This is a genomic window from Variovorax sp. 160MFSha2.1, assembly GCF_048305075.1.
In the GTDB taxonomy this organism is placed as follows: Bacteria; Pseudomonadota; Gammaproteobacteria; order Burkholderiales; family Burkholderiaceae_C; genus Variovorax; species Variovorax guangxiensis.
Genome location: NZ_CP157624.1, coordinates 3,034,988 through 3,054,975, shown reverse-complemented (window position 1 = coordinate 3,054,975; position 19,988 = coordinate 3,034,988). Strand labels below are relative to the sequence as shown.

General features: G+C 66.3%; 21 protein-coding genes. 13 read left to right on the top strand and 8 right to left on the bottom strand.

Going from position 1 to position 19,988, the window contains the following annotated elements:
* Nucleotides 1-151: 151 nt before the first annotated feature.
* The 5 genes from pssA to ABL838_RS13735 all read right to left on the bottom strand — a co-directional run bounded on the left by pssA (nucleotide 152) and on the right by ABL838_RS13735 (nucleotide 4,930).
* Nucleotides 152-976 carry a CDP-diacylglycerol--serine O-phosphatidyltransferase gene (pssA, locus tag ABL838_RS13755; RefSeq protein ID WP_418125639.1) on the bottom strand — a complete coding sequence of 275 codons (825 nt, stop codon included), beginning with the start codon at nucleotides 974-976 and terminating at the stop codon, nucleotides 152-154.
* A 183-nt stretch (nucleotides 977-1,159) separates the two neighbouring features.
* The gene (ilvC, locus tag ABL838_RS13750; RefSeq protein ID WP_081266312.1) at nucleotides 1,160-2,176 is read right to left on the bottom strand and encodes a ketol-acid reductoisomerase; all 1,017 of its coding nucleotides are present in this window, start codon (nucleotides 2,174-2,176) and stop codon (nucleotides 1,160-1,162) included.
* A 48-nt stretch (nucleotides 2,177-2,224) separates the two neighbouring features.
* Nucleotides 2,225-2,485, bottom strand: a complete 261-nt coding sequence (locus tag ABL838_RS13745; protein ID WP_126019159.1) for a DUF4282 domain-containing protein — start codon at nucleotides 2,483-2,485, stop codon at nucleotides 2,225-2,227.
* 53 nt (nucleotides 2,486-2,538) lie between these two features.
* The gene (ilvN, locus tag ABL838_RS13740) at nucleotides 2,539-3,030 is read right to left on the bottom strand and encodes an acetolactate synthase small subunit (RefSeq protein WP_081266310.1); all 492 of its coding nucleotides are present in this window, start codon (nucleotides 3,028-3,030) and stop codon (nucleotides 2,539-2,541) included.
* A gap of 115 nt (nucleotides 3,031-3,145) precedes the next feature.
* The gene (locus tag ABL838_RS13735; protein WP_126019157.1) at nucleotides 3,146-4,930 is read right to left on the bottom strand and encodes an acetolactate synthase 3 catalytic subunit; all 1,785 of its coding nucleotides are present in this window, start codon (nucleotides 4,928-4,930) and stop codon (nucleotides 3,146-3,148) included.
* A 280-nt stretch (nucleotides 4,931-5,210) separates the two neighbouring features.
* Between ABL838_RS13735 and ABL838_RS13730 the strand changes: the two genes are divergently transcribed.
* The 6 genes from ABL838_RS13730 to ABL838_RS13705 are packed head-to-tail and all read left to right on the top strand — an operon-like array spanning nucleotide 5,211 to nucleotide 8,672.
* Nucleotides 5,211-5,777 (top strand): RNA polymerase sigma factor, encoded by a 567-nt coding sequence (locus tag ABL838_RS13730; protein ID WP_126019155.1) that lies wholly within the window; start codon nucleotides 5,211-5,213, stop codon nucleotides 5,775-5,777.
* Entirely contained in the window at nucleotides 5,774-6,199 is a 426-nt protein-coding gene (locus ABL838_RS13725; RefSeq protein ID WP_126019152.1) for a DUF3619 family protein, read from the top strand. The genes ABL838_RS13730 and ABL838_RS13725 overlap by 4 nt, the downstream gene beginning before the upstream one ends.
* A gap of 15 nt (nucleotides 6,200-6,214) precedes the next feature.
* A complete protein-coding gene (locus ABL838_RS13720; RefSeq protein ID WP_418125638.1) occupies nucleotides 6,215-7,066 on the top strand; it encodes a DUF3106 domain-containing protein in 852 nt (283 codons plus the stop codon).
* A gap of 13 nt (nucleotides 7,067-7,079) precedes the next feature.
* The gene (locus tag ABL838_RS13715) at nucleotides 7,080-7,646 is read left to right on the top strand and encodes an RDD family protein (RefSeq protein WP_418125637.1); all 567 of its coding nucleotides are present in this window, start codon (nucleotides 7,080-7,082) and stop codon (nucleotides 7,644-7,646) included.
* Nucleotides 7,643-8,050 (top strand): diacylglycerol kinase, encoded by a 408-nt coding sequence (locus tag ABL838_RS13710; protein ID WP_418125636.1) that lies wholly within the window; start codon nucleotides 7,643-7,645, stop codon nucleotides 8,048-8,050. The genes ABL838_RS13715 and ABL838_RS13710 overlap by 4 nt, the downstream gene beginning before the upstream one ends.
* 31 nt (nucleotides 8,051-8,081) lie before the next feature.
* On the top strand, nucleotides 8,082-8,672 hold the full coding sequence (locus tag ABL838_RS13705) for a TIGR00730 family Rossman fold protein (protein ID WP_369658330.1): 591 nt from the start codon (nucleotides 8,082-8,084) through the stop codon (nucleotides 8,670-8,672).
* Between the two features lie 129 nt (nucleotides 8,673-8,801).
* Here the strand turns inward: ABL838_RS13705 and ABL838_RS13700 are convergent, their stop codons facing one another.
* The gene (locus ABL838_RS13700) at nucleotides 8,802-9,140 is read right to left on the bottom strand and encodes a P-II family nitrogen regulator (protein WP_056518066.1); all 339 of its coding nucleotides are present in this window, start codon (nucleotides 9,138-9,140) and stop codon (nucleotides 8,802-8,804) included.
* Nucleotides 9,137-10,834 (bottom strand): NAD+ synthase, encoded by a 1,698-nt coding sequence (locus ABL838_RS13695; RefSeq protein WP_418125635.1) that lies wholly within the window; start codon nucleotides 10,832-10,834, stop codon nucleotides 9,137-9,139. Before ABL838_RS13695 ends, ABL838_RS13700 begins: the two co-directional genes overlap by 4 nt.
* 19 nt (nucleotides 10,835-10,853) lie before the next feature.
* Between ABL838_RS13695 and ABL838_RS13690 the strand changes: the two genes are divergently transcribed.
* The 3 genes from ABL838_RS13690 (at nucleotide 10,854) to ABL838_RS13680 (ending at nucleotide 13,558) form a co-directional block, all read left to right on the top strand.
* On the top strand, nucleotides 10,854-12,008 hold the full coding sequence (locus tag ABL838_RS13690) for a GNAT family N-acetyltransferase (protein WP_418120223.1): 1,155 nt from the start codon (nucleotides 10,854-10,856) through the stop codon (nucleotides 12,006-12,008).
* Between the two features lie 59 nt (nucleotides 12,009-12,067).
* The gene (locus ABL838_RS13685) at nucleotides 12,068-12,820 is read left to right on the top strand and encodes a hypothetical protein (protein ID WP_184638386.1); all 753 of its coding nucleotides are present in this window, start codon (nucleotides 12,068-12,070) and stop codon (nucleotides 12,818-12,820) included.
* A gap of 96 nt (nucleotides 12,821-12,916) precedes the next feature.
* On the top strand, nucleotides 12,917-13,558 hold the full coding sequence (locus ABL838_RS13680; RefSeq protein WP_184638388.1) for a lysozyme inhibitor LprI family protein: 642 nt from the start codon (nucleotides 12,917-12,919) through the stop codon (nucleotides 13,556-13,558).
* Nucleotides 13,559-13,587: 29 nt separating this feature from the next.
* Here ABL838_RS13680 and ppa read toward each other — a convergent pair whose 3' ends face one another.
* Nucleotides 13,588-14,115, bottom strand: coding sequence for an inorganic diphosphatase (gene ppa / locus ABL838_RS13675; protein WP_126019134.1), 528 nt, complete (start codon nucleotides 14,113-14,115; stop codon nucleotides 13,588-13,590).
* 256 nt (nucleotides 14,116-14,371) lie between these two features.
* Between ppa and ABL838_RS13670 the strand changes: the two genes are divergently transcribed.
* From ABL838_RS13670 to ABL838_RS13655, 4 genes are read left to right on the top strand one after another with little or no spacing between them, the layout of a single operon-like run.
* Nucleotides 14,372-16,888, top strand: coding sequence for a sodium-translocating pyrophosphatase (locus tag ABL838_RS13670; RefSeq protein WP_418125634.1), 2,517 nt, complete (start codon nucleotides 14,372-14,374; stop codon nucleotides 16,886-16,888).
* Between the two features lie 2 nt (nucleotides 16,889-16,890).
* The gene (locus ABL838_RS13665) at nucleotides 16,891-17,259 is read left to right on the top strand and encodes a nuclear transport factor 2 family protein (RefSeq protein ID WP_126019129.1); all 369 of its coding nucleotides are present in this window, start codon (nucleotides 16,891-16,893) and stop codon (nucleotides 17,257-17,259) included.
* A 57-nt stretch (nucleotides 17,260-17,316) separates the two neighbouring features.
* Entirely contained in the window at nucleotides 17,317-19,218 is a 1,902-nt protein-coding gene (locus tag ABL838_RS13660; RefSeq protein ID WP_184638391.1) for a YhgE/Pip domain-containing protein, read from the top strand.
* Between the two features lie 43 nt (nucleotides 19,219-19,261).
* Nucleotides 19,262-19,984, top strand: coding sequence for a MerR family transcriptional regulator (locus tag ABL838_RS13655; RefSeq protein WP_418125633.1), 723 nt, complete (start codon nucleotides 19,262-19,264; stop codon nucleotides 19,982-19,984).
* Nucleotides 19,985-19,988 lie beyond the last annotated feature (4 nt).

Here is a 19,988-nt window from a genome sequence, read left to right as displayed (position 1 = left end):
AACCCCAAAAAACAAACGGCCCGTTGCTGGTGCGAACGGGCCGTGGTGAGGGATTTGCGCGTGCGCTACCGTCTCCGCCCGTGAGGGAGGTCTAGTAGGGCCAGCAGCGAAATCTTGTTCATGAGGGTGACGAATGTAGCACAAGCCACGCTCAGTTATGCAAGCCCCGTTCGTCGGGCTCCTCGGTCGACGTGCTGATCACGCTGGCCTGCTGGCCCTTGGCCTTGCGCCATGCATAGACCACGTAGCCGCTCAGGCCATAGACGACGAACAGGCCGAACAGCACTGTCGGCGGATGGATGTTGATGACGGCAATGCCCAGCGCGATCAGCACGATCACCGCGAACGGCACGCTCTTCTTCATCTGGATGTCCTTGAAGCTGTAGAACGGCGCGTTGGTGACCATCGTGAGGCCCGCATACAGCGTGAACGCGAAAGTCACCCATGTGATCTGCGTCCACGAGAGATACAGCACCTCGCCCCCCGGCTTGCCCCACTCGTTCACCAGCCAGATGAAGCCCGCCACGAGCGCCGCGGCCGCGGGCGACGGCAGCCCCTGGAACCAGCGCTTGTCGACCACGCCGGTGTTGACGTTGAAGCGCGCGAGCCGCAGCGCCGCGCAGGCGCAGTACACGAAGGCCGCGATCCAGCCCCAGCGGCCCAGTCCCTTGAGCGACCACTCGTAGGCGATGAGCGCCGGCGCTGCGCCGAAAGAAACCATGTCGGACAGCGAATCCATCTGCTCGCCGAACGCGCTCTGCGTGTTGGTCATGCGCGCGACGCGGCCATCTAGGCTATCGAGGATCATCGCCGCGAACACGCCGAGCGCCGCGAGGTCGAAGCGCGCGTTCATGGCCATCACGACCGAATAGAAGCCGCCGAAAAGCGCCGCCAGCGTGAACAGGTTCGGCAGGATGTAGATGCCCTTGCGGCGCTTGCGCGGCTGCACATCGTCGGGGAGCGTGTCGTCATGCATTGAATTTGCCTCCGTCCCTCGTGGGCACTGCGCTGACAGCTATCCATTCGATAGCATCTTGATCTTTGAATCGCATGGTTCGCAGTGTAGTTCAGGGGCTGCACCGCCCCTCGTCAAACAAAAGGGCCACCGCAACGGGTGGCCCTCGGGAACGGGCGCCGAAGCGCCCTCCTGGCTCGCAGGTCAGTTGCGGGTCTGGTCGACCAGCTTGTTCTTCTTGATCCAGGGCATCATCGCGCGCAGCTTTTCGCCGACGACTTCGATCTGGTGCTCTGCATTCAGGCGGCGGCGGCTGATCAGCGTGGGAGCGCCGGCGGCGTTTTCCAGCACGAAGCTCTTGGCGTACTCGCCGGTCTGGATGTCCTTCAGCACTTGCTTCATGACCTTCTTGGTCTCTTCCGTCACGACGCGCGGGCCGGTGACGTACTCGCCGTACTCGGCGTTGTTCGAGATCGAGTAGTTCATGTTGGCGATGCCGCCTTCGTAGATCAGGTCGACGATCAGCTTCAGCTCGTGCAGGCACTCGAAGTACGCCATTTCAGGGGCGTAGCCGGCTTCCACCAGCGTTTCGAAGCCGGCCTTGATCAGCTCGACCGTGCCGCCGCACAGAACCGCTTGTTCGCCGAACAGGTCGGTCTCGGTTTCTTCGCGGAAGTTGGTCTCGATGATGCCGGCCTTGCCGCCGCCGTTGGCGGTGGCGTAGCTCAGCGCGAGGTCACGCGCCTTGCCGGTCTTGTCCTGGTGCACCGCCACGAGGTGGGGCACGCCGCCACCCTGGGTGTAGGTGCTGCGCACAGTGTGGCCAGGGGCCTTGGGAGCGACCATCCACACGTCGAGGTCGGCGCGCGGCTGAACGAAGCCGTAGTGCACGTTGAAGCCGTGCGCGAACACCAGCGAAGCGCCTTCCTTGATGTTGGGGGCGACGTCGTTCTTGTAGACGTTGGCGATCTGCTCGTCGGGCAGCAAGATCATCACGACGTCGGCGGCCTTCACGGCGTCGGCGACTTCGGCGACCTTCAGGCCGGCCTTCTCGACCTTGGGCCACGAGGCGCCACCCTTGCGCAGGCCGACCACGACCTTGACGCCGCTGTCGTTCAGGTTCTGTGCGTGCGCATGGCCTTGCGAGCCGTAGCCGATGATTGCAACCGTCTTGCCCTTGATGAGGCTCAGGTCAGCGTCCTTGTCGTAGTAAACCTTCATTTGAATCTCTCCTAAAAAATCTCGAGCATCCGTACGGATGCACTTCACTCAAAGGCCGGACGAATTCCGGTCCTTCATCTGCTGGTTGATGGACACGAGGCTGTCATGGATGCGGAACAGCACGATGAGCAGTTCGCTGTAGATGCGTACGCCGATGGTGCCGAAGATCAGGACCGTGAAGGCCGGCAGGTACTGCCGCTGGAACAGCGCGGCCACCGCCAGCACGACCACGCCCAGCAGCCCGAGGAAGTAGAGCACCCGGACGATCGCCGGGGTCACCATCCTGTCGAAACCGAGCAGACCTCGCATCACTCTTGCCTCATGTGTGGATGAACGTATGAACTGAGGGCGCCTTCACCCTCCTACACGCGCAGGATGCGCTCGCCGCGGCCGATGCCGCTGGCACCGGTACGGACAGTCTCGAGGATAGCGCTACGCTCGATCGCTTCCAGGAAAGCGTCGTTCTTGCCGTGGTCGCCGGTGAGTTCGATGGTGTAGCTCTTGTCGGTCACGTCGATGATGCGGCCGCGGAAGATCTCCGCCATGCGCATCATCTCCTCGCGCTCCTTGCCGACCGCGCGCACCTTCACCATCATGAGCTCGCGCTCGGTGTAGGCGCCTTCGGTGAGGTCGACGACCTTCACCACTTCGATCAGGCGGTTCAGGTGCTTGGTGATCTGCTCGATCACGTCGTCCGAGCCGGTGGTGACGATGGTCATGCGCGAGAGGCTCGAGTCCTCCGTGGGCGCCACCGTGAGCGATTCGATGTTGTAGCCGCGGGCCGAGAACAGGCCCACCACGCGGGAAAGAGCACCCGGCTCGTTTTCCAGCAGCACTGCGATGATGTGTTTCATGTTTGCGTGACTCCTCTTTTCGCCGCCCTCCCCCGTGCACGGTAATGCGCGGGCTTGGCGGGCAATAGATTCGTCAGTAGTTAAGAGTTGAGCGAATGTCCGTTCCGTCGATCGGTCAAAGATCTTCGGAACCCAGCAGCATCTCGGTGATGCCCATGCCGGCCTTCACCATCGGGAACACGTTCTCGGTCGGATCGGTGCGGAAGTCCATGAACACCGTGCGGTCCTTGAGCTTGCGCGCCTCGCGAAGCGCCGGCTCCACGTCTTGTGGACGCTCGATCAGCATGCCGACGTGGCCATAGGCCTCGGCGAGCTTCACGAAGTTGGGCAGCGCATCCATGTAGCTGTGGCTGTAGCGGCCGGAGTATTCGATCTCCTGCCACTGGCGCACCATGCCCAGGTAGCGGTTGTTGAGCGAGCAGATCTTGATCGGCGTGTTGTACTGCAGGCAGGTGGAGAGTTCCTGGATGCACATCTGCACCGAGCCTTCGCCGGTGATGGTGAACACTTCCGAATCGGGCTTGGCGAGCTTGATGCCCATGGCGTAGGGAATGCCCACGCCCATGGTGCCCAGGCCGCCGGAATTGATCCAGCGGCGCGGCTCGTCGAAGCGGTAGTACTGGGCTGCCCACATCTGGTGCTGGCCGACGTCCGACGTGATGTACGTGTCGGTGTCCTTGGTCATGTTCCAGAGGGTCTCGACCACGTACTGCGGCTTGATCACGTCCTTGTTGCCGCGGTCGTACTTCAGGCAGTCGCGCGAACGCCAGGACTCGATGGTCTTCCACCAGTCGGCCAGGGCGCCTGCGTCGGGCTTGGCTGTGCTCTCGCGGATCATCGAGATCAGTTCGGTGAGCACGTCCTTCACGTCGCCGACGATCGGGATGTCGACCTTCACGCGCTTGGAGATGCTCGACGGGTCGATGTCGACGTGGATGATCTTGCGTTCGTTCTGCGCGAAGTGCTTGGGATTGCCGATCACGCGGTCGTCGAAGCGCGCGCCCACCGCCAGCAGCACGTCGCAGTTCTGCATCGCGTTGTTGGCCTCGATCGTGCCGTGCATGCCCAGCATGCCCAGGAACTTGCGGTCGCTCGCCGGATAGGCACCCAGGCCCATCAGCGTGTTGGTGACCGGATAGCCCAGCATGTCGACCAGCGTGCGCAGTTCGTTGCAGGCATTGCCCAGCAGCACGCCGCCGCCTGTGTAGATGTAGGGGCGCTTGGCGGCCAGCAGAAGCTGCAGCGCCTTGCGGATCTGACCGCCGTGGCCTTTTCGCACCGGGTTGTACGAGCGCATCTCGACCTTGTCGGGATAGCCAGCGTACGGGATCTTCTTGAACGAGACGTCCTTGGGCACGTCCACCACCACGGGGCCGGGACGGCCGCTGCGTGCGATGTGGAAGGCCTTCTTCATCGTCATGGCCAGATCCTTGGGATCCTTGACGAGGAAGTTGTGCTTGACGATGGGACGGGTGATGCCGACCGTGTCGCATTCCTGGAAGGCATCGAGGCCGATGGCCGCCGTCGGCACCTGGCCCGAGATGATCACCATCGGGATCGAGTCCATGTACGCCGTCGCGATGCCGGTGACCGCGTTGGTCAGGCCGGGACCGGAAGTGACCAGCGCCACGCCGACTTCGCCGGTAGCGCGCGCATAGCCGTCGGCCGCATGGACGGCGGCCTGCTCGTGGCGCACCAGCACGTGCTGGATGGTGTCCTGCTTGTAGAACGCGTCGTAGATGTAGAGAACCGCGCCGCCTGGGTAGCCCCAGACGTATTGGACGCCTTCGGCCTGCAGTGCCTTGACCAGCACTTCGGCGCCCATGAGTTCCTGAGTCGAATTGCCGGCGCCAGCGGACGCAGCGGCTGCGGAGACGATTTCCGCCTTGGAGATTTCCATGATCAACCTTTGTTTATTTCGGGAACGAAATACCTTGGGTGCCCCTTGCCAACCCTTGTGAGGTCGCGCCAGGACTTGAGGCCAAAGCCATGAGCGGACTGATGTTCCGCCGGACCGTGACCCGTTTGCCTTTTGACTTGCGACCCGGATTATGACATTTCCGGGCGTTCATATTCGCTTCAGCTGCCTTGTAAAGCTACAAAGGCATAATCCGCGGCGATAAACGTAGCGATCGCTAGACCCCATTCCCACGCGGCGCGCCCTGCGCGCCCCCTCTCGCTTGGCCACTGAACAAGAACTCTCCGACTTCCTGAAAAGCGTCGAACGGCGCGCTTTCAAGCGCTCGGTCTATCACGTGCGGGATGAAGAAGCGGCCCTCGATATCGTGCAGGACAGCATGATGAAGCTGGCCCAGCACTACGGGGACAAGCCCGCGGCCGAGTTGCCGATGCTGTTTCAGCGCATCCTGTCGAACTGCACGCTCGACTGGTTCCGCCGTCAGAAAACCAGGCGCGCCCTGTTCTCCAACCTCAGCGATTTCGATTCGGTTGACGAAGACGGAGATTTCGACCTGCTGGAGAACTTCGTCTCGCCGGCCGACTCTAGGGAGTCGGAGAGCGCCGAAGACACGACCCGCCGTGCCCAGATCTTCCAGGAAATCGAGGAGCAGATCGCAGCATTGCCGGGCCGTCAACGCGAGGCTTTCCTGATGCGTTACTGGGAGGAAATGGACGTCGCAGAGACGGCCGCCGCGATGGGCTGCTCCGAGGGCAGCGTCAAAACCCATTGCTCGCGAGCCGTCCACGCTCTGAGCAAGGCGCTCAAGGCCAAGGGAATATCGCTATGAACACTAAGGTTCCAACCTCAACCAACACCGTCGCCGAAGACCAGTTTGGCAAGCGTCTTGCCGCCCGCCTTTCGGCCGGCAACGGCGAATTGCCGCACGACATCAGCGAGCGGCTGCGCGTGGCGCGTGCGCAGGCCGTTGCGGCGCGCAAGCAGGCCCCGCAATTGAGGGCCGCGCCTGTGGTGGTTCAGTCGGGCCATACGCTGACCATGGGCGGCAGCTGGTGGACCCGTATCGGTTCCGTGGTGCCGCTGATCGCACTCGTCGCAGGCCTGATCACCATCAGCGTGATGCAGGACGACGACCGCGCCAGCGAGCTGGCCGAAGTGGATTCCGCGCTGCTGACGGGCGATCTCCCTCCGGCCGCCTATACCGACCCCGGTTTTGCCCAATTTCTCAAGGCCGAAAACGCCTCCGACTGAACCTTCATCGATCGAATGCGACGCCGTTCCACTTCCAGCGCGAACAGCCCCCGCCCGTTGCGCCCGCTTCCGGCGGGCGCAGTCGTTTGGGCAGGGGCGTTTGTTGTCGCGGCCTTCAGCCTGACGATTGCCTGCGCCCAGCCTCACTCCGAGGCGGCCTCGAAAGCGGCTGGGAGCTCCGCGCCGGCCTCCAGTCCCAAGGCGGTCTCCACGACCAAGCCGCTCTGGAGCGAGCTCACGGCCGAGCAACAGCAGGCGCTCAAACCCCTGGGTACCCACTGGAACACGTTGAACATCGGACAGAAGCGGAAGTGGCTGGCGCTTTCGCGCAACTTCGGGAGCATGTCCGCGGACGACCAGTCCACCCTGCATAGCCGCATGATCGAATGGGCCGCCCTGAGCAACCAGCAGCGCGCCCAGGCCCGCCTGAACTTCGCCGAGGTCAAGCGCATTCCGGCTGACGAGCGCAAGGTCAAGTGGGAGCAGTATCAAGCCTTGAGCGACGAAGAAAAGCGCAAGCTCGCCGAGCGCGCGCCGCCCAAGCCACGCGGCGCCGCCATTCCCGTGCGGCCGGTGTCGTCCCAGAAGCTCGTGCCGGTACCCGCCATCACCCCAGGCGGGCAGCACACACCGCGCATCCTGCTGGCCCCGCCGCCCGCGCCTGCCGCCACGCCGGCCACGACCGTGCTGGTGTCGTCACCGCCCGAGCGTGCACCCGCCGCCTCGACGGCGACGCCAGCGGTTTCCGTGGTGCCGGCAGCCTCTGCCCCGTCGTCCAGCTCGGCGACTCCACCGGTTCCCGCCGAAGCCCAGGTGCCGGCGCCGTCGTCGGCAGCAGAGCAGCCGCCTTCCTCCTCTGCCCCCTGACCGCAAGGCTTCGATGGTTTCCAGCTCTTCCGAAGCCTCAGGCTCCGACCAGCCCGCCTCCTCCACCCCTACCGCAGCCAGCGCTCCTGTTTCCGCAGTGCCCGGCCTCTGGCGCCGCATGGCCTGCTGGCTTTACGAGGGCATGTTGCTGTTCGCGGTGGTGTTCGTCTCGGGCTGGCTCTTCAGCACCCTCGGCCAGATGCGCGACGCCATGGATTCGCGGCGCCATCTGCTGCAGGCTTTCCTTTTCGTGGTATTCGGCGTGTACTTCGTCTGGTTCTGGACCAAAGGCCAGACCCTCGCCATGAAAACCTGGAACATCCGCATCGTCGACATGCTCGGCCGGCCCGTGAGCCAGCGCCGCGCGCTCGCGCGCTATCTGCTGAGCTGGGTCTGGTTCCTGCCGCCGCTGGCCGCCATCGCGCCCTTCAAGCTGTCGGGCGCCGAATCGACCGTGCTGATCTTCGGCTGGGTGGCCGTCTGGGCCGTGCTGGCACGCTTTCACCCCGACCGCCAGTTCTGGCACGACGCCTGGGCCGGTACACGGCTCATCACCTCCAAACCGATGAGCCGCCGATGAGTGCCGTGCCGAAGCTTCCCGATCCCGCCGTCAACCCGCAGAAGGCCCGCAAGGGCCTCGAGCGCGTCTGGCATGCCACGCTGATCTCGCTGCACGGCCTGCGCGCCGGCTGGAGCGAGCCCGCATTCCGCCAGGAAGCCATCCTGTCGATCATCATGATCCCGGCCGCCTTCTGGCTCGGGCGCAGCTGGGTCGAGGTCGCACTGCTCGCAGGCAGCGCCATCCTCGTGATGATCGTGGAGCTGCTCAATACGGCCGTGGAAGCCGCCATCGACCGCATCGGGCCCGAGTGGCACGACCTCTCCAAGCGCGCCAAGGACATGGGCAGCGCCGCCGTGCTGCTGTCGCTCACGCTGTGCGGGGGCATCTGGGCCGCGGCACTGTGGCAGCGCTTCATGTCATGAGACGGCCCACCGCCTGCGGCATGATGGCGGGATGACTCCTGAATTTTCGATCTGTGTGTACTGCGGCTCGCGCCCTGGCGAGCGTCCCGAATTCACCCAAGCCGCACAGGCGGTCGGCCAATGGATCGGCCAGCATCGCGGTCAACTTGTCTACGGCGGTGGCCGAACCGGCCTGATGGGCACCGTGGCCGAGGCCACCCGCCAGTCCGGCGGCCGCGTCGTCGGCATCATCCCCAAGGCGCTGGTCGACAAGGAACTGGCCAACCCCCTGTGCGACGAGTTGCATGTGGTCGACACCATGCACGAGCGCAAGGCCATGATGGGCGAGCGCGCCGACGCTTTCATCGCCCTGGCGGGCGGCATCGGCACCTTCGAGGAGCTGTTCGAGATCTGGACCTGGCGCCAGCTCGGCTACCACGACAAGCCTACCGGCATCCTCAACACCGCCGGCTACTACGACGGCCTGCTCGCCTTCCTGGCGCACAGCGTGCGCGAGGGCTTCATGGGCGACTGGCAGATGGACCTGATCCGCACAGGCACCGACGTGCCCGAACTGCTCACCGCGCTGCGCGCCGAGGTGCCGCTGCACCCGCGCGAAGACCGCCTCTCGGAAAACCTCTGACCCTCAGGTAACCCCGGAAAAGCCATTCCAGAAACACCGAGGAACCGGCTCCGCCGGGCCTCAGGTGTTGCCCCCCGGAAGGGGATTGGCGCAGCGACACGAAGTGCGCGCAGCTTGGGGGCGAACCAATCAGACAGCGTTCTCGTTTTCCTCGCCGGTACGGATACGCACGATGCGCTCCACGCCAGTCACGAAGATCTTCCCGTCGCCGATCTTGCCGGTGCGCGCGGAATTGACGATGGCCTCGATGCAGCGCTCCACGTCGGCCTCGTTGACGACCACTTCGACCTTCATCTTGGGCAGGAAATCGACCACGTATTCGGCGCCTCGGTAGAGCTCGGTATGCCCCTTCTGGCGGCCGAAACCCTTGACTTCGGTCACGGTCAGGCCGGTGACGCCCACTTCGGCCAAGGCCTCGCGCACGTCCTCGAGCTTGAAGGGTTTGACGATGGCGGTGATCTGCTTCATGGTTTTTGCGCTCCGGCGGTTTCGTTGAATTTGCTGGTGATAGGGTAACGCCAATCCTTGCCGAAGCTTCGATGGGTGACCCGGATGCCTACCGGCGCCTGGCGCCGCTTGTATTCGTTGAACTTGATCAGCCGCGCGACCCGCTCGACCACAGCGCGCTCGTAGCCGGCCGAAATGATCTCGTCGATGCCCTCGTCGTCCTGCATGTAGCGTGCCAGAATTCCGTCAAGGATGTCGTAGGGCGGGAGGCTGTCCTGGTCGGTCTGGTTGGGCCGCAGCTCGGCGCTGGGAGGACGCGTGATGATCCGCTCGGGGATCGGCTCGCTGCCCGTGCCGTACGGGTCGTGGGCGTTGCGCCAGCGCGCCAGCGCGAACACCGTGGTCTTGAGCAGGTCCTTGATGACCGCGAAGCCGCCCGCCATGTCGCCGTACAGCGTGCAGTAGCCGGTGGCCATCTCGCTCTTGTTGCCGGTGGTGAGCACGATGGAGCCGAACTTGTTCGACAGTCCCATCAGAAGCGTGCCGCGGATGCGGGCCTGGATGTTCTCCTCGGCCGTGTCCTCGGGCAGGCCCTTGAATTCCTCCGCCAGCGCGCCCTTGAAGGACTCGAAGGTGTGCCTGATCGAAATCTCGTCGTAGCGCACGCCCAGCCGGCCAGCCATGTCGCGCGCGTCGATCCAGCTGATGTCGGCGGTGTAAGGCGAAGGCATCATCACCGCGCGGACCTTGTCCTTGCCCAGCGCATCGACCGCGATCGCGAGCACCAGGGCGGAATCGATGCCGCCCGAAAGCCCCAGGATGGCACCCGGAAAACCGTTCTTGCCGATGTAGTCGCGCACGCCGAGCACCAGGGCGTCCCAGAGCTGAGCTTCGGCATCGCGTGGCGGCGCCACGGCAGCAGGGTCGGCCACGAAGCCCACGCCGCCCTGCGGCTTGCGCTCCAACTGCGCGAAAACCAGCTTCTCCCGGAAGCTCTCGGCCTGCATCGCCGTGGAGCCGTCGGCCTGCAGCGCGAAGGAGGCACCGTCAAACACCACCTCGTCCTGCCCGCCAACAAGATGCGCATAGACCAGCGGCAGCCCCACCGCGCGCGCCCGGTCGGCCATGCGCGCGACGCGCTCGCCCTCCTTGCCCACGTGGTACGGCGAGGCGTTGATCACCGCCACCACCTCCGCACCACTCTCGCGCGCCAGCTCGGCCGGCTGGTCGAACCAGGCGTCCTCGCAGATCAGCAGTCCGACCGAGACACCCTCCACCTCGAACACGCAGGTGCCCTGCCCCGGCGTGAAGTAGCGGCGCTCATCGAACACCTGGTAGTTGGGCAGCTCGCGCTTGGCGTAGGTTTCGAGGATGCGGCCTTCCTTGATGACGCTGGCGGCGTTGTGGCGCATCTGCACGGCCACCGAGCGGCTGCGCAGGCTGCCGCCGGTCGGATGCCCCACCACCACGACCATGTCTTTGAGGTCGGCCAGAGCGGCGGCGATGCCTTTCACGGCATCATCACAGGCTTCGGTGAAGGCGGGGCGCAGGAACAGGTCCTCCGCCGCATAGCCGGCAATCGAGAGTTCGGGCGTCAGCAGGAGGCGCGCACCCTGGGCATGGGCATCGCGTGCGGCATCGTTGATCTTCTTTGCGTTGCCGGCGAGGTCGCCCACCACAAAATTGAGTTGCGCGATGGCGAGCTTGAGCGTCATACAGAAGGAAGAAAAAGGCTTGGACGATTATGTCATTCGGGTTCTGCCGTCTCCGTCGGAGGTGAGCCCGCAAGCGTGGAACGCGCTGCTTGCCGCCCAGGCCGAGCCGTCGCCCTTCATGCGCCACGAATACCTCTCGGCCCTGACCGACAGCCGCAGCGCCGCGCCCGACAGCGGCTGGCTGCCGCAGTTCGTCACGCTCTGGCAGGGCGAGCAGTTGCAGGCCGCGTGCGCGCTCTACGTCAAGGACCACTCCTACGGCGAATACGTCTTCGACTGGGCCTGGGCCAATGCCTACGAGCAGCACGGGCTCGCCTACTACCCGAAGGCGGTGGTGGCGGTGCCGTTCACGCCCGTGCCCGGGGCACGGCTGCTGGCGCGCGATGCCGAAAGCCGCACATTGCTGGTGCAAGGGCTCATTGCGCTGTGCAAGCAGCTCGAGCTGTCGTCGCTGCACCTGCTGTTCGGCGCCGATGCGGACATCGCCGCCTGCACCGAAGCGGGCCTGATGCTGCGCAACACGGTGCAGTTCCACTGGACGAACGCGCACTACGCCGACTTCGACGCCTTCCTCGCGAGCCTCTCCCACGACAAGCGCAAGAAGATCCGCCAGGAGCGCCGCAAGGTGGCCGATGCAGGCGTGAGCTTCCGCTGGTCGCGCGGCGCTGACATCCGCAAGGCCGACTGGGACTTCTTCTACCGCTGCTACGAACGCACCTACCGCGAGCATGGCAACCCGCCCTACCTCACGCGCGACTTCTTCCGGCGCATGGCGGACACGATGCCCGAGGCGTGGCTGCTCTTCATCGCCGAGCGCGACGGCAAGCCGATGGCGAGCAGCCTGATCGCGCTCTCGACGGATACCGACAGGCCGCTGGTTGCCTACGGTCGCTACTGGGGCGCGCTGGAGCGCGTCGACTGCCTGCACTTCGAGGCCTGCTACTACCAGCCGCTGGCCTGGTGCATCGAGCACGGCGCGCAGCGCTTCGAGGGCGGCGCCCAGGGCGAGCACAAGATGGCGCGCGCCCTGATGCCGGTGAAGACCACCAGCGCCCACTGGCTGGCGCATCCGTCCTTCGCAGACGCGGTGGAGCGCTTTCTCGAACGCGAGGGTGCGGGCATCGAGAACTACATGGACCACCTGGGCGAGCGCAGCCCCTTCAAGTCAGCCTGAGTGCCATGGCGCGCTGCTATAAAAGCGCCCGCCATCCACAACAACTCAGAGAGAAACCGATGCCATTCCTGGGACTGGGCCTGCACGTCCTCATCGCACTGTTCTTCGCCGTGCATGCCATGCGCCACGGCAAGCAGATGTACTGGCTGCTCATCCTCTTCAGCTTTCCGCTGCTGGGCAGCATCGTGTACTTCGTGGTCGAGTACCTCCCCGCCTCGCGCATGCAGCGCACCGCGGGCAAGGTGGCGAACGCGGCCATCGGCTTCATCGACCCCGAGCGCGAGTACCGCGCGGCCGCCGAGGCCTACGACCTCGCCCCTACCGCCCAGAACAAGCTGCGCCTCGCCAGGGCCGCGCTCGACAGGGGCCAGGCCGCCGACGCCGTCGGACACTACCGCGATGCGCTGAAGGGCCCGCTGGCCTCCGACCCGGAACTGCAGTTCGGCCTGGCCAGCGCCCTGCTCGCCGCAGGCGGCGCCACCGCCGGGCGCGACGCCTTGCAGGCCCTGCATACGCTGCGCTCCACGCGCGACGACTACCGCAAGGACGAAGTGGCGGTGCTCACCGCACGCGCGCTCGCCGCCGACAACCAGCAGGCGGAAGCCCGCCAGGCCTTCGAGGACGCGCTCGGCCGCTACAACACCGTCGAGGCCCGCGCCCGCTACATCGCGTGGCTCGCGCAGCAAGGCGACACCGCCGGCGCGCAGCGCCAGTGGGACGAGCTCCAGCAGGCCGCGCGCCACTGGAACTCGCACGCACGCTCGGTCAACCGCGAATGGATGCGGCTGGCCGGCGACGCCGTCCGGGGCTGAGGCTTCTCTCTGTCCAAGGGCATAGCGCCCTTGTCCGTTTGGCACATCGACGGCGTGCCGGGCCTCTCCTAGCATCGGCTTCGAGGAGATCCCCGCATGCCGACATCCACACGCCGAGCAATTACGGCACTCTGCTTCATTGCCGCCGCGCCGCTGGCAACGGCCGCCAGCTTCGACTGCGCCAAGGCCGGCAACGCCACCGAGAAGGCGATCTGCGCAGACCCCGGTCTCTCGCGCCAGGACGAGGCGATGGCCGCGCTCTACAAGCGGCAGGTCGAGATGCCCGATGCGGGCCAGTGGTCCACCCTATTGAAACGCGACCAGCGCGACTGGATCGTCGTTCGCAACCGCGAATGCAAGGGCAACGCCGAGTGCCTGAAGCAGGACTACGAGCGGCGCATCAGCTACCTCGGCCACCCTCTTCTGCAGTGGATGGGCCGCTACGTGGAGGGCCGATGCCCCAAGGACGGCCGCTTCCTCGACGTGACGCCGGAGGTCGGCGGCACGCTGAGCATCGATCTGTACGTCTGCCCCGATTCGCGCGGGAACATGCTGCTGCAGGGAAAGAACGTGCTCGACGGGCAGCGGCGCCTCGTGGTGCGCGAGGCCGGTGGCTGCACCCGCACGCTGCGGTTCGACGCCGACCGCGTCACCGTATCGGACGGACCGGGTTGCGCACCTGCGCTGGCCGGCAGCTTCGTGCGCGACCCGCGGCGCTCGCCCTTCCTGAACGAATAGGCGAGCTTGCCGCTTTCACTTTCAGTTTCTTACTTCTTGTAGTTGGCCACGCCGTCCAGGATTTCCTTCCTGGCCGAGTCGATGCCTTCCCAGCCCAGCACCTTGACCCACTTGCCCGCTTCCAGGTCCTTGTAGTGCTCGAAGAAGTGGCTGATGGCCTTCAGGCGCATCGGGTTCACGTCGTCCACCGACTTCCAGTGGCTGTAGATGGGCAGCACCTTGTCGGTGGGCACGGCCAGCACCTTGCCGTCTACGCCGGCTTCGTCTTCCATCATCAGGATGCCCAGGGGACGGCACGGCACCACCACGCCCGGCAGCAGCGGGTACGGGGCGATCACCAGCACGTCGACCGGGTCGCCGTCGCCCGACAGGGTCTGCGGCACGTAGCCGTAGTTGGCGGGGTAGTACATGGCCGTCGTCATGAAGCGGTCGACGAAGATGGCGCCCGATTCCTTGTCCACTTCGTACTTGATCGGATCGGCGTTCATCGGGATTTCGATCACGACGTTGAAGGCATCGGGCAGGTTCTTGCCGGGGGAAACTTTGTCGAAGGACATGACGTTTTTCGAGTAGTTGAAAAGTATGAGAGAGACGGGGACAAACCCTGAGTTTACTTTCCGTGTCACCGGCCGGTCGCACACGCATCTGTTTTTGCCTGTAAATTGCAACCGTTGGCCAATCGGCTCCGCACCCCCGGTGCAGCGAGCTTCGAGGAAGCAACGCGGCGGAAATCACGGTCCCGTACGCGTTGCACGCAGAGGGCCCGTGCTGTCCGTCTCCACTAGTCACAACGAACGAATGGAGAAGCAAAGCATGATCGGCAACACCCCCCTGATACTGGCCATCGTCTGCGGTCTCGTCGCCGTGGCCTACGGTTTCTGGGCCCGAAGTTGGATTCTCTCGAAGGACGCGGGCAATGCCCGCATGCAGGAGATCGCGGCGGCCATCCAGGCCGGCGCCTCCGCCTATCTCGCCAAGCAGTACAGCACCATCGCCATCGTCGGCATCGTGCTCGCGATCCTGATCGCCGTCTTCCTCGACCTCACCACCGCCGTCGGCTTCATCGTGGGCGCGGTGCTCTCCGGTGCCTGCGGCTTCATCGGCATGAACGTGTCGGTGCGCGCCAACGTGCGCACCGCGCAGGCGGCCACGCACGGCATCGGCCCGGCGCTCGACGTCGCCTTCCGCGGAGGCGCCATCACCGGCATGCTGGTGGTGGGGCTGGGCCTGCTGGGCGTGTCGGCCTTCTACTGGGTGCTGATCGGCAGCGGCACGCCGGCCGCGGGGCACAGCCTCTCGGCGGTGCTCAATCCGCTGATCGGCTTTGCGTTCGGCTCCTCGCTGATCTCGATCTTCGCGCGGCTGGGCGGCGGCATCTTCACCAAGGGTGCCGACGTCGGCGCCGACCTGGTGGGCAAGGTGGAAGCCGGCATCCCCGAAGATGACCCGCGCAACCCGGCCGTGATCGCCGACAACGTGGGCGACAACGTCGGCGACTGCGCCGGCATGGCGGCCGACCTGTTCGAGACCTACGCCGTGACGCTCATCGCCACCATGGTGCTGGGCGCGCTGATGGTCGCGGCGGCGCCCACCAACGCGGTGCTGTACCCGCTCGCGCTGGGCGGGGTGTCGATCATCGCGTCGATCATCGGCTGCTTCTTCGTGAAGGCCTCGCCGGGCATGGTCAACGTGATGCCGGCGCTCTACAAGGGGCTGGCCGTGTCGGGCATCCTGTCGCTGATCGCGTTCTGGTTCGTCACCAACTGGCTCATTCCCGACAACGCCATCGCCGCCAGCGGCAGCCAGCTCAAGCTGTTCGGCGCCTGCTTCGTCGGCCTGGCACTCACAGCCGCGCTGGTGTGGATCACCGAGTTCTACACCGGCACGCAGTACAAGCCCGTGCAGCACATCGCACAGGCTTCGACCACCGGCCATGGCACCAACATCATCGCGGGCCTGGGCGTGTCGATGCGCTCCACCGCCTGGCCGGTGATCTTCGTGTGCATCGCGATACTGGCCGCGTACTCGCTGGCGGGCCTCTACGGCATCGCGGTGGCCGCAACGTCGATGCTGAGCATGGCCGGCATCGTGGTGGCACTCGACGCCTACGGCCCCATCACCGACAACGCCGGCGGCATCGCCGAGATGAGCGAACTGCCCGACAGCGTGCGCGCCGTGACCGATCCGCTCGACGCGGTCGGCAACACCACCAAGGCGGTGACCAAGGGCTACGCCATCGGCTCGGCGGGCCTGGCTTCGCTGGTGCTCTTCGCCGACTACACGCACAAGCTGGAAAGCTTCGGCCAGGCGATCAGCTTCAACCTGAGCGACCCGATGGTGATCGTCGGCCTCTTCATCGGCGGCCTGATTCCCTACCTGTTCGGCGCGATGGCCATGGAGGCCGTGGGCCGCGCGGCCGGCGCGGTGGTGGAGGAAGTGCGGCGCCAGTTCCGCGACATCCCCGGCATCATGGAAGGCACCGGCAAGCCTGAGTACGGCAAGGCCGTGGGCATGCTGACCGGCGCGGCCATCAAGGAAATGATGATCCCGTCGCTGCTGCCTGTGCTGGTGCCGATCATCGTCGGCCTGGTGCTCGGGCCGAAGGCGCTGGGCGGGCTGCTGATGGGCACCATCGTCACGGGCCTGTTCGTCGCCATCAGCATGTGCACGGGCGGCGGCGCCTGGGACAACGCCAAGAAGTACATCGAGGATGGCCACTTCGGCGGCAAGGGCAGCGAGACGCACAAGGCGGCCGTCACCGGCGACACCGTGGGCGACCCCTACAAGGACACCGCCGGCCCGGCCGTGAACCCGCTGATCAAGATCATCAACATCGTGGCGCTGCTCATCGTGCCGCTGGTGGTGAAGTTCCATGCGGGCGATGCGGCTGCGGCAGCTCCGGCGAAGGTGGAGACTCCGCCCGCCGCCACGGCACCGGCAGCCATGGCACCGTCGACGCCTGCTGCCGTGGTCGCATCGGGCGCCGTGTCGGCCGCCGAAGCCGCCGCTGTGAAGGTGGAGAACGGCGTGGTGAAGTTCTACTTCGCGAGCGCCAGCTCCGAAGTGGCGCCGAACGCCAAGGAGGCCCTGGCCGACGTCATCAAGGCCGTGCAGAGCGGCAGCACCGTGCTCGTGAGCGGCTACCACGACGCCAGCGGCGACCCGGCCAAGAACGCCGAACTCGCCAAGCAGCGCGCGATGGCGGTGAGCGATGCGCTCAAGGCCGCTGGCGCGCCCGAGGACAAGATCGAGCTGGCGAAGCCGGAGCAGTCGCAGGCCGACGGCCCGCCTGCCGAGGCACGCCGCGTCGAAGTCAAAGTAAAGTCCTGAGAATGCCCACGCCCGAACGACTCGAATCATTCATCGCCGCCGTCGAAGGCGGCGCGCATGCCAAGGCCATCGAGGACTACTACACCGAAGATGCCACCATGCGAGAGAACCAAGCCGAGCCCCGGCGCGGGCGCAGCACGCTGGTGGCGCAGGAAACCGCCGTGCTCGATCGCACCGAGTCGGTGGCCTCCACCTGCGTGCGGCCGGTGCTGGTGAACGGCGACCACGTGGCGATCCACTGGATCTTCGAGTTCACGTTCAAGGGCGGCGGCAGGATGCGCATGGAAGAGATCGCCTGGCAGCGCTGGGAGGGCGACCGCATCGCAGAGGAGCAGTTCTTCTACGACCCCGCGCAACGAAAGCCGGGCTGACCAGCGCCTTTCTCGCGCGCCCCACCGCCATGGCGCTGCTGGTAGCCTCCTAGCCCCATGCGATACCTCCAAGCACTGTTCGCCGGCACCTGGGCCATTGCCCGGGCCGAGCTGGCGATCGTGCGGCGCTTTCCGCGCATCCTGCTGGCCGTGGTGGCGGTCGGCGTGGTGCCGGCGATCTATGCGCTGATCTATCTCTCGAGCGTGTGGGACCCGGCCGGCCATACGGCCGACCTGCCCGCCGCCATCGTCAACCAGGACCAGGGCGTGACCTACATGTCGCGCACGGTCAACGTCGGCGACGAGCTCACGCAGACCCTGCTCGACAAGCGTGCCTTCGGCTTCCGCACGATGACCGACACCGAAGCCGCGCGCGCCGAGGTACGGCGCGGCACGCTGGCCTTCGCGCTGCTGATCCCGCCCGACTTCAGCGCCAACGCGGTGCCCGGCACGCAGCGTGGCGCGGGGCAGATCGTGGTCTACACCTCCGAGGGCAACAACTACAGCTCGGCCGGCCTGGCGCGGCGCTTCGCGGGCGAGTTGGGTCACCAGGTCAACGAGATGCTCAACGAGCAGCGCTGGGGGCTGGTGCTGAGCGCGGCCTCCGGCTCGCAGGCGCGGCTCGACAAGCTCAAGCAGGCCCTGCTGGAGCTGCGCGACGGCAGCCAGACGCTGGCCAGCGGCGCGGCCCAGTACAGCGCGGCGGCTCAGCAGCTGGGCAGCGGGTTCAAGCAGGTCAACGGCGGCATCCGCACCATCGAGTCGAAGCTGCCGGCCGACGCCGACCTGCGCGCGCTCAAGGCCGGCTCGCAGCAGCTTGCGTCGGGCCAGCGCGAACTCGGCAGCGGGCTCGCGCAGATCGGCGACGGGCTGGAGCAACTGGAAGGCGGCGCCGGCCAGCTCGGCGACGGCGCGCGCAAACTGCAGAAGGACACGGCCGACATCCCCTTCGTGGGCGATCGCATCGCCAAGGGCGCGGGCGAACTCGCCACCGGCGCCGACAAGCTGCGCGGCGGCATCGAACAGGCGCAGGCGGCCATGACCAAGGCGCAGGACGGCAACCACAAGCTCGCAACCGGCGCAACGGCCCTCGACGGCGGCGTGGTCAAGCTCACCGACGGCATGACGGCGCTTGCGGCCGGCATCCACACCATGTCCGGCAAGCTGCCCCCCGACCGGAAGCTCGACGAATTCGTGCAGGGCGGCGCGCAGCTCGCCCAGGGCGCGGAGCGCCTGTCGACCGGCGTGCGCACCATCGAGGCCGCCCTGCCCGCCTCGATCACCCGCATCCAGGGCAGCGCCTCGGGGCTGGCCGACTCGGTCGAGCCCAAGGTCGAAGTGGTGGCACCGGTGGCCAACAACGGCAGCGCCTTCGTGCCCAACATGGTGTCGGTGGCGCTGTGGATCGGCGCGGTGATGGCGGGCTACCTGTTCAACATCCGCATCGTGCTGTCGGAGCACAGCCACTACCCGAAGCTCGCGAAGACGCTTGGCAAGATCACCATGCCAGCGCTGGTCGTGCTGCTGCAGGTGGCGCTGGTGCTGGCCACGCTGGTGGGCGTGCTGCGGGTGCAGGCCCCCGACGTTCCTGCCCTGGCGTTGACGATGGCGCTGGCCTCGCTGGTGTTCCTGGTGGTGCTGTTCGCGATCCTGCACGTGTTCGGCGACTTCGGCCGCATCCTCACCGTGCTGCTGCTGACGCTGCAGCTGTCGGCCGGCGGCGGCGTGCTGCCGGTGGAGCTTTCGGCCGGCTTCTTCCGCGACGTGCACGGCTGGCTGCCCTTCAGCTGGGTGGTGCAGGCCTTCCGCGCCGTGATGTTCGGTGCCTTCGACAACGGCTGGGCGCATGCCTGCGGCGCGGTGCTGCTGTCGGGCGCGGTGGCCGTCGGGCTGATGGCCATCTTCGGCAAGTGGAACGAAGTGCTGCCGGCGGACTACAAGCCGACGATCCAGGTCTAGGCAAGGCTATGTGACATCGATGATGTAACATTCAGCCCGTCACATGAACACCTCAGCCGTCACCGATGCCGCCCGGGAACTCTCCGTCGAGGAGCTGGCAGCGCGCACCGGCGTGACGGTGCGCAACATCCGCGCCTACACCACCGCCGGCCTGCTGCCGCCGCCCAGGCTGCGCGGCCGCCTCGGCCTGTACGGCGACGAGCACGCGCAACGCCTCGCGCTGATCCGCGAACTGCGCGACCAGGGCTTCGGCATAGAAGCCATCCGCCGCATCTTCGGCCGCGCGCCGGCCTCGGCCTGGCGCGACCTGGTGGCCGTGGCCCGCTCCGTCTCGGGCAGCCTCTTCGCGGAGGAAACGCCGGTGGTGGTCTCGGCCGATGCGCTGGCCGCCAAATGGAAGGGCCAGATGACACCCGCCCTGCTCGCCCGCGCCACCAAGGCCGGCCTCATGCGCGAGCTGCCCGACGGCCAGGTGCAGATGCTCAGCCCCGCACTCGGCCAGATCGCCGAGCAGCTCGCCGCACTCGGCCTGCCGCTGGAGGCTGCGATCAGCATGCAGGAAACCATGGTCCGCACGCTGCGCACCGTGGCGCGCCACTGGCTGCGCGCGCTGGCGGACAACCTGCTGAGCGACGACGCCATCGAGGCCGGGCGAACTGCCCAGTTGCTCGAACAGGCCCGAGGGCTCGCCGCCGGCGCGGTGCAGGCCGCGTTCCCCGTGATCCTTCAGCAGGAACTCGACGTCCTGCTGCGCAAGACCACCTGAAACG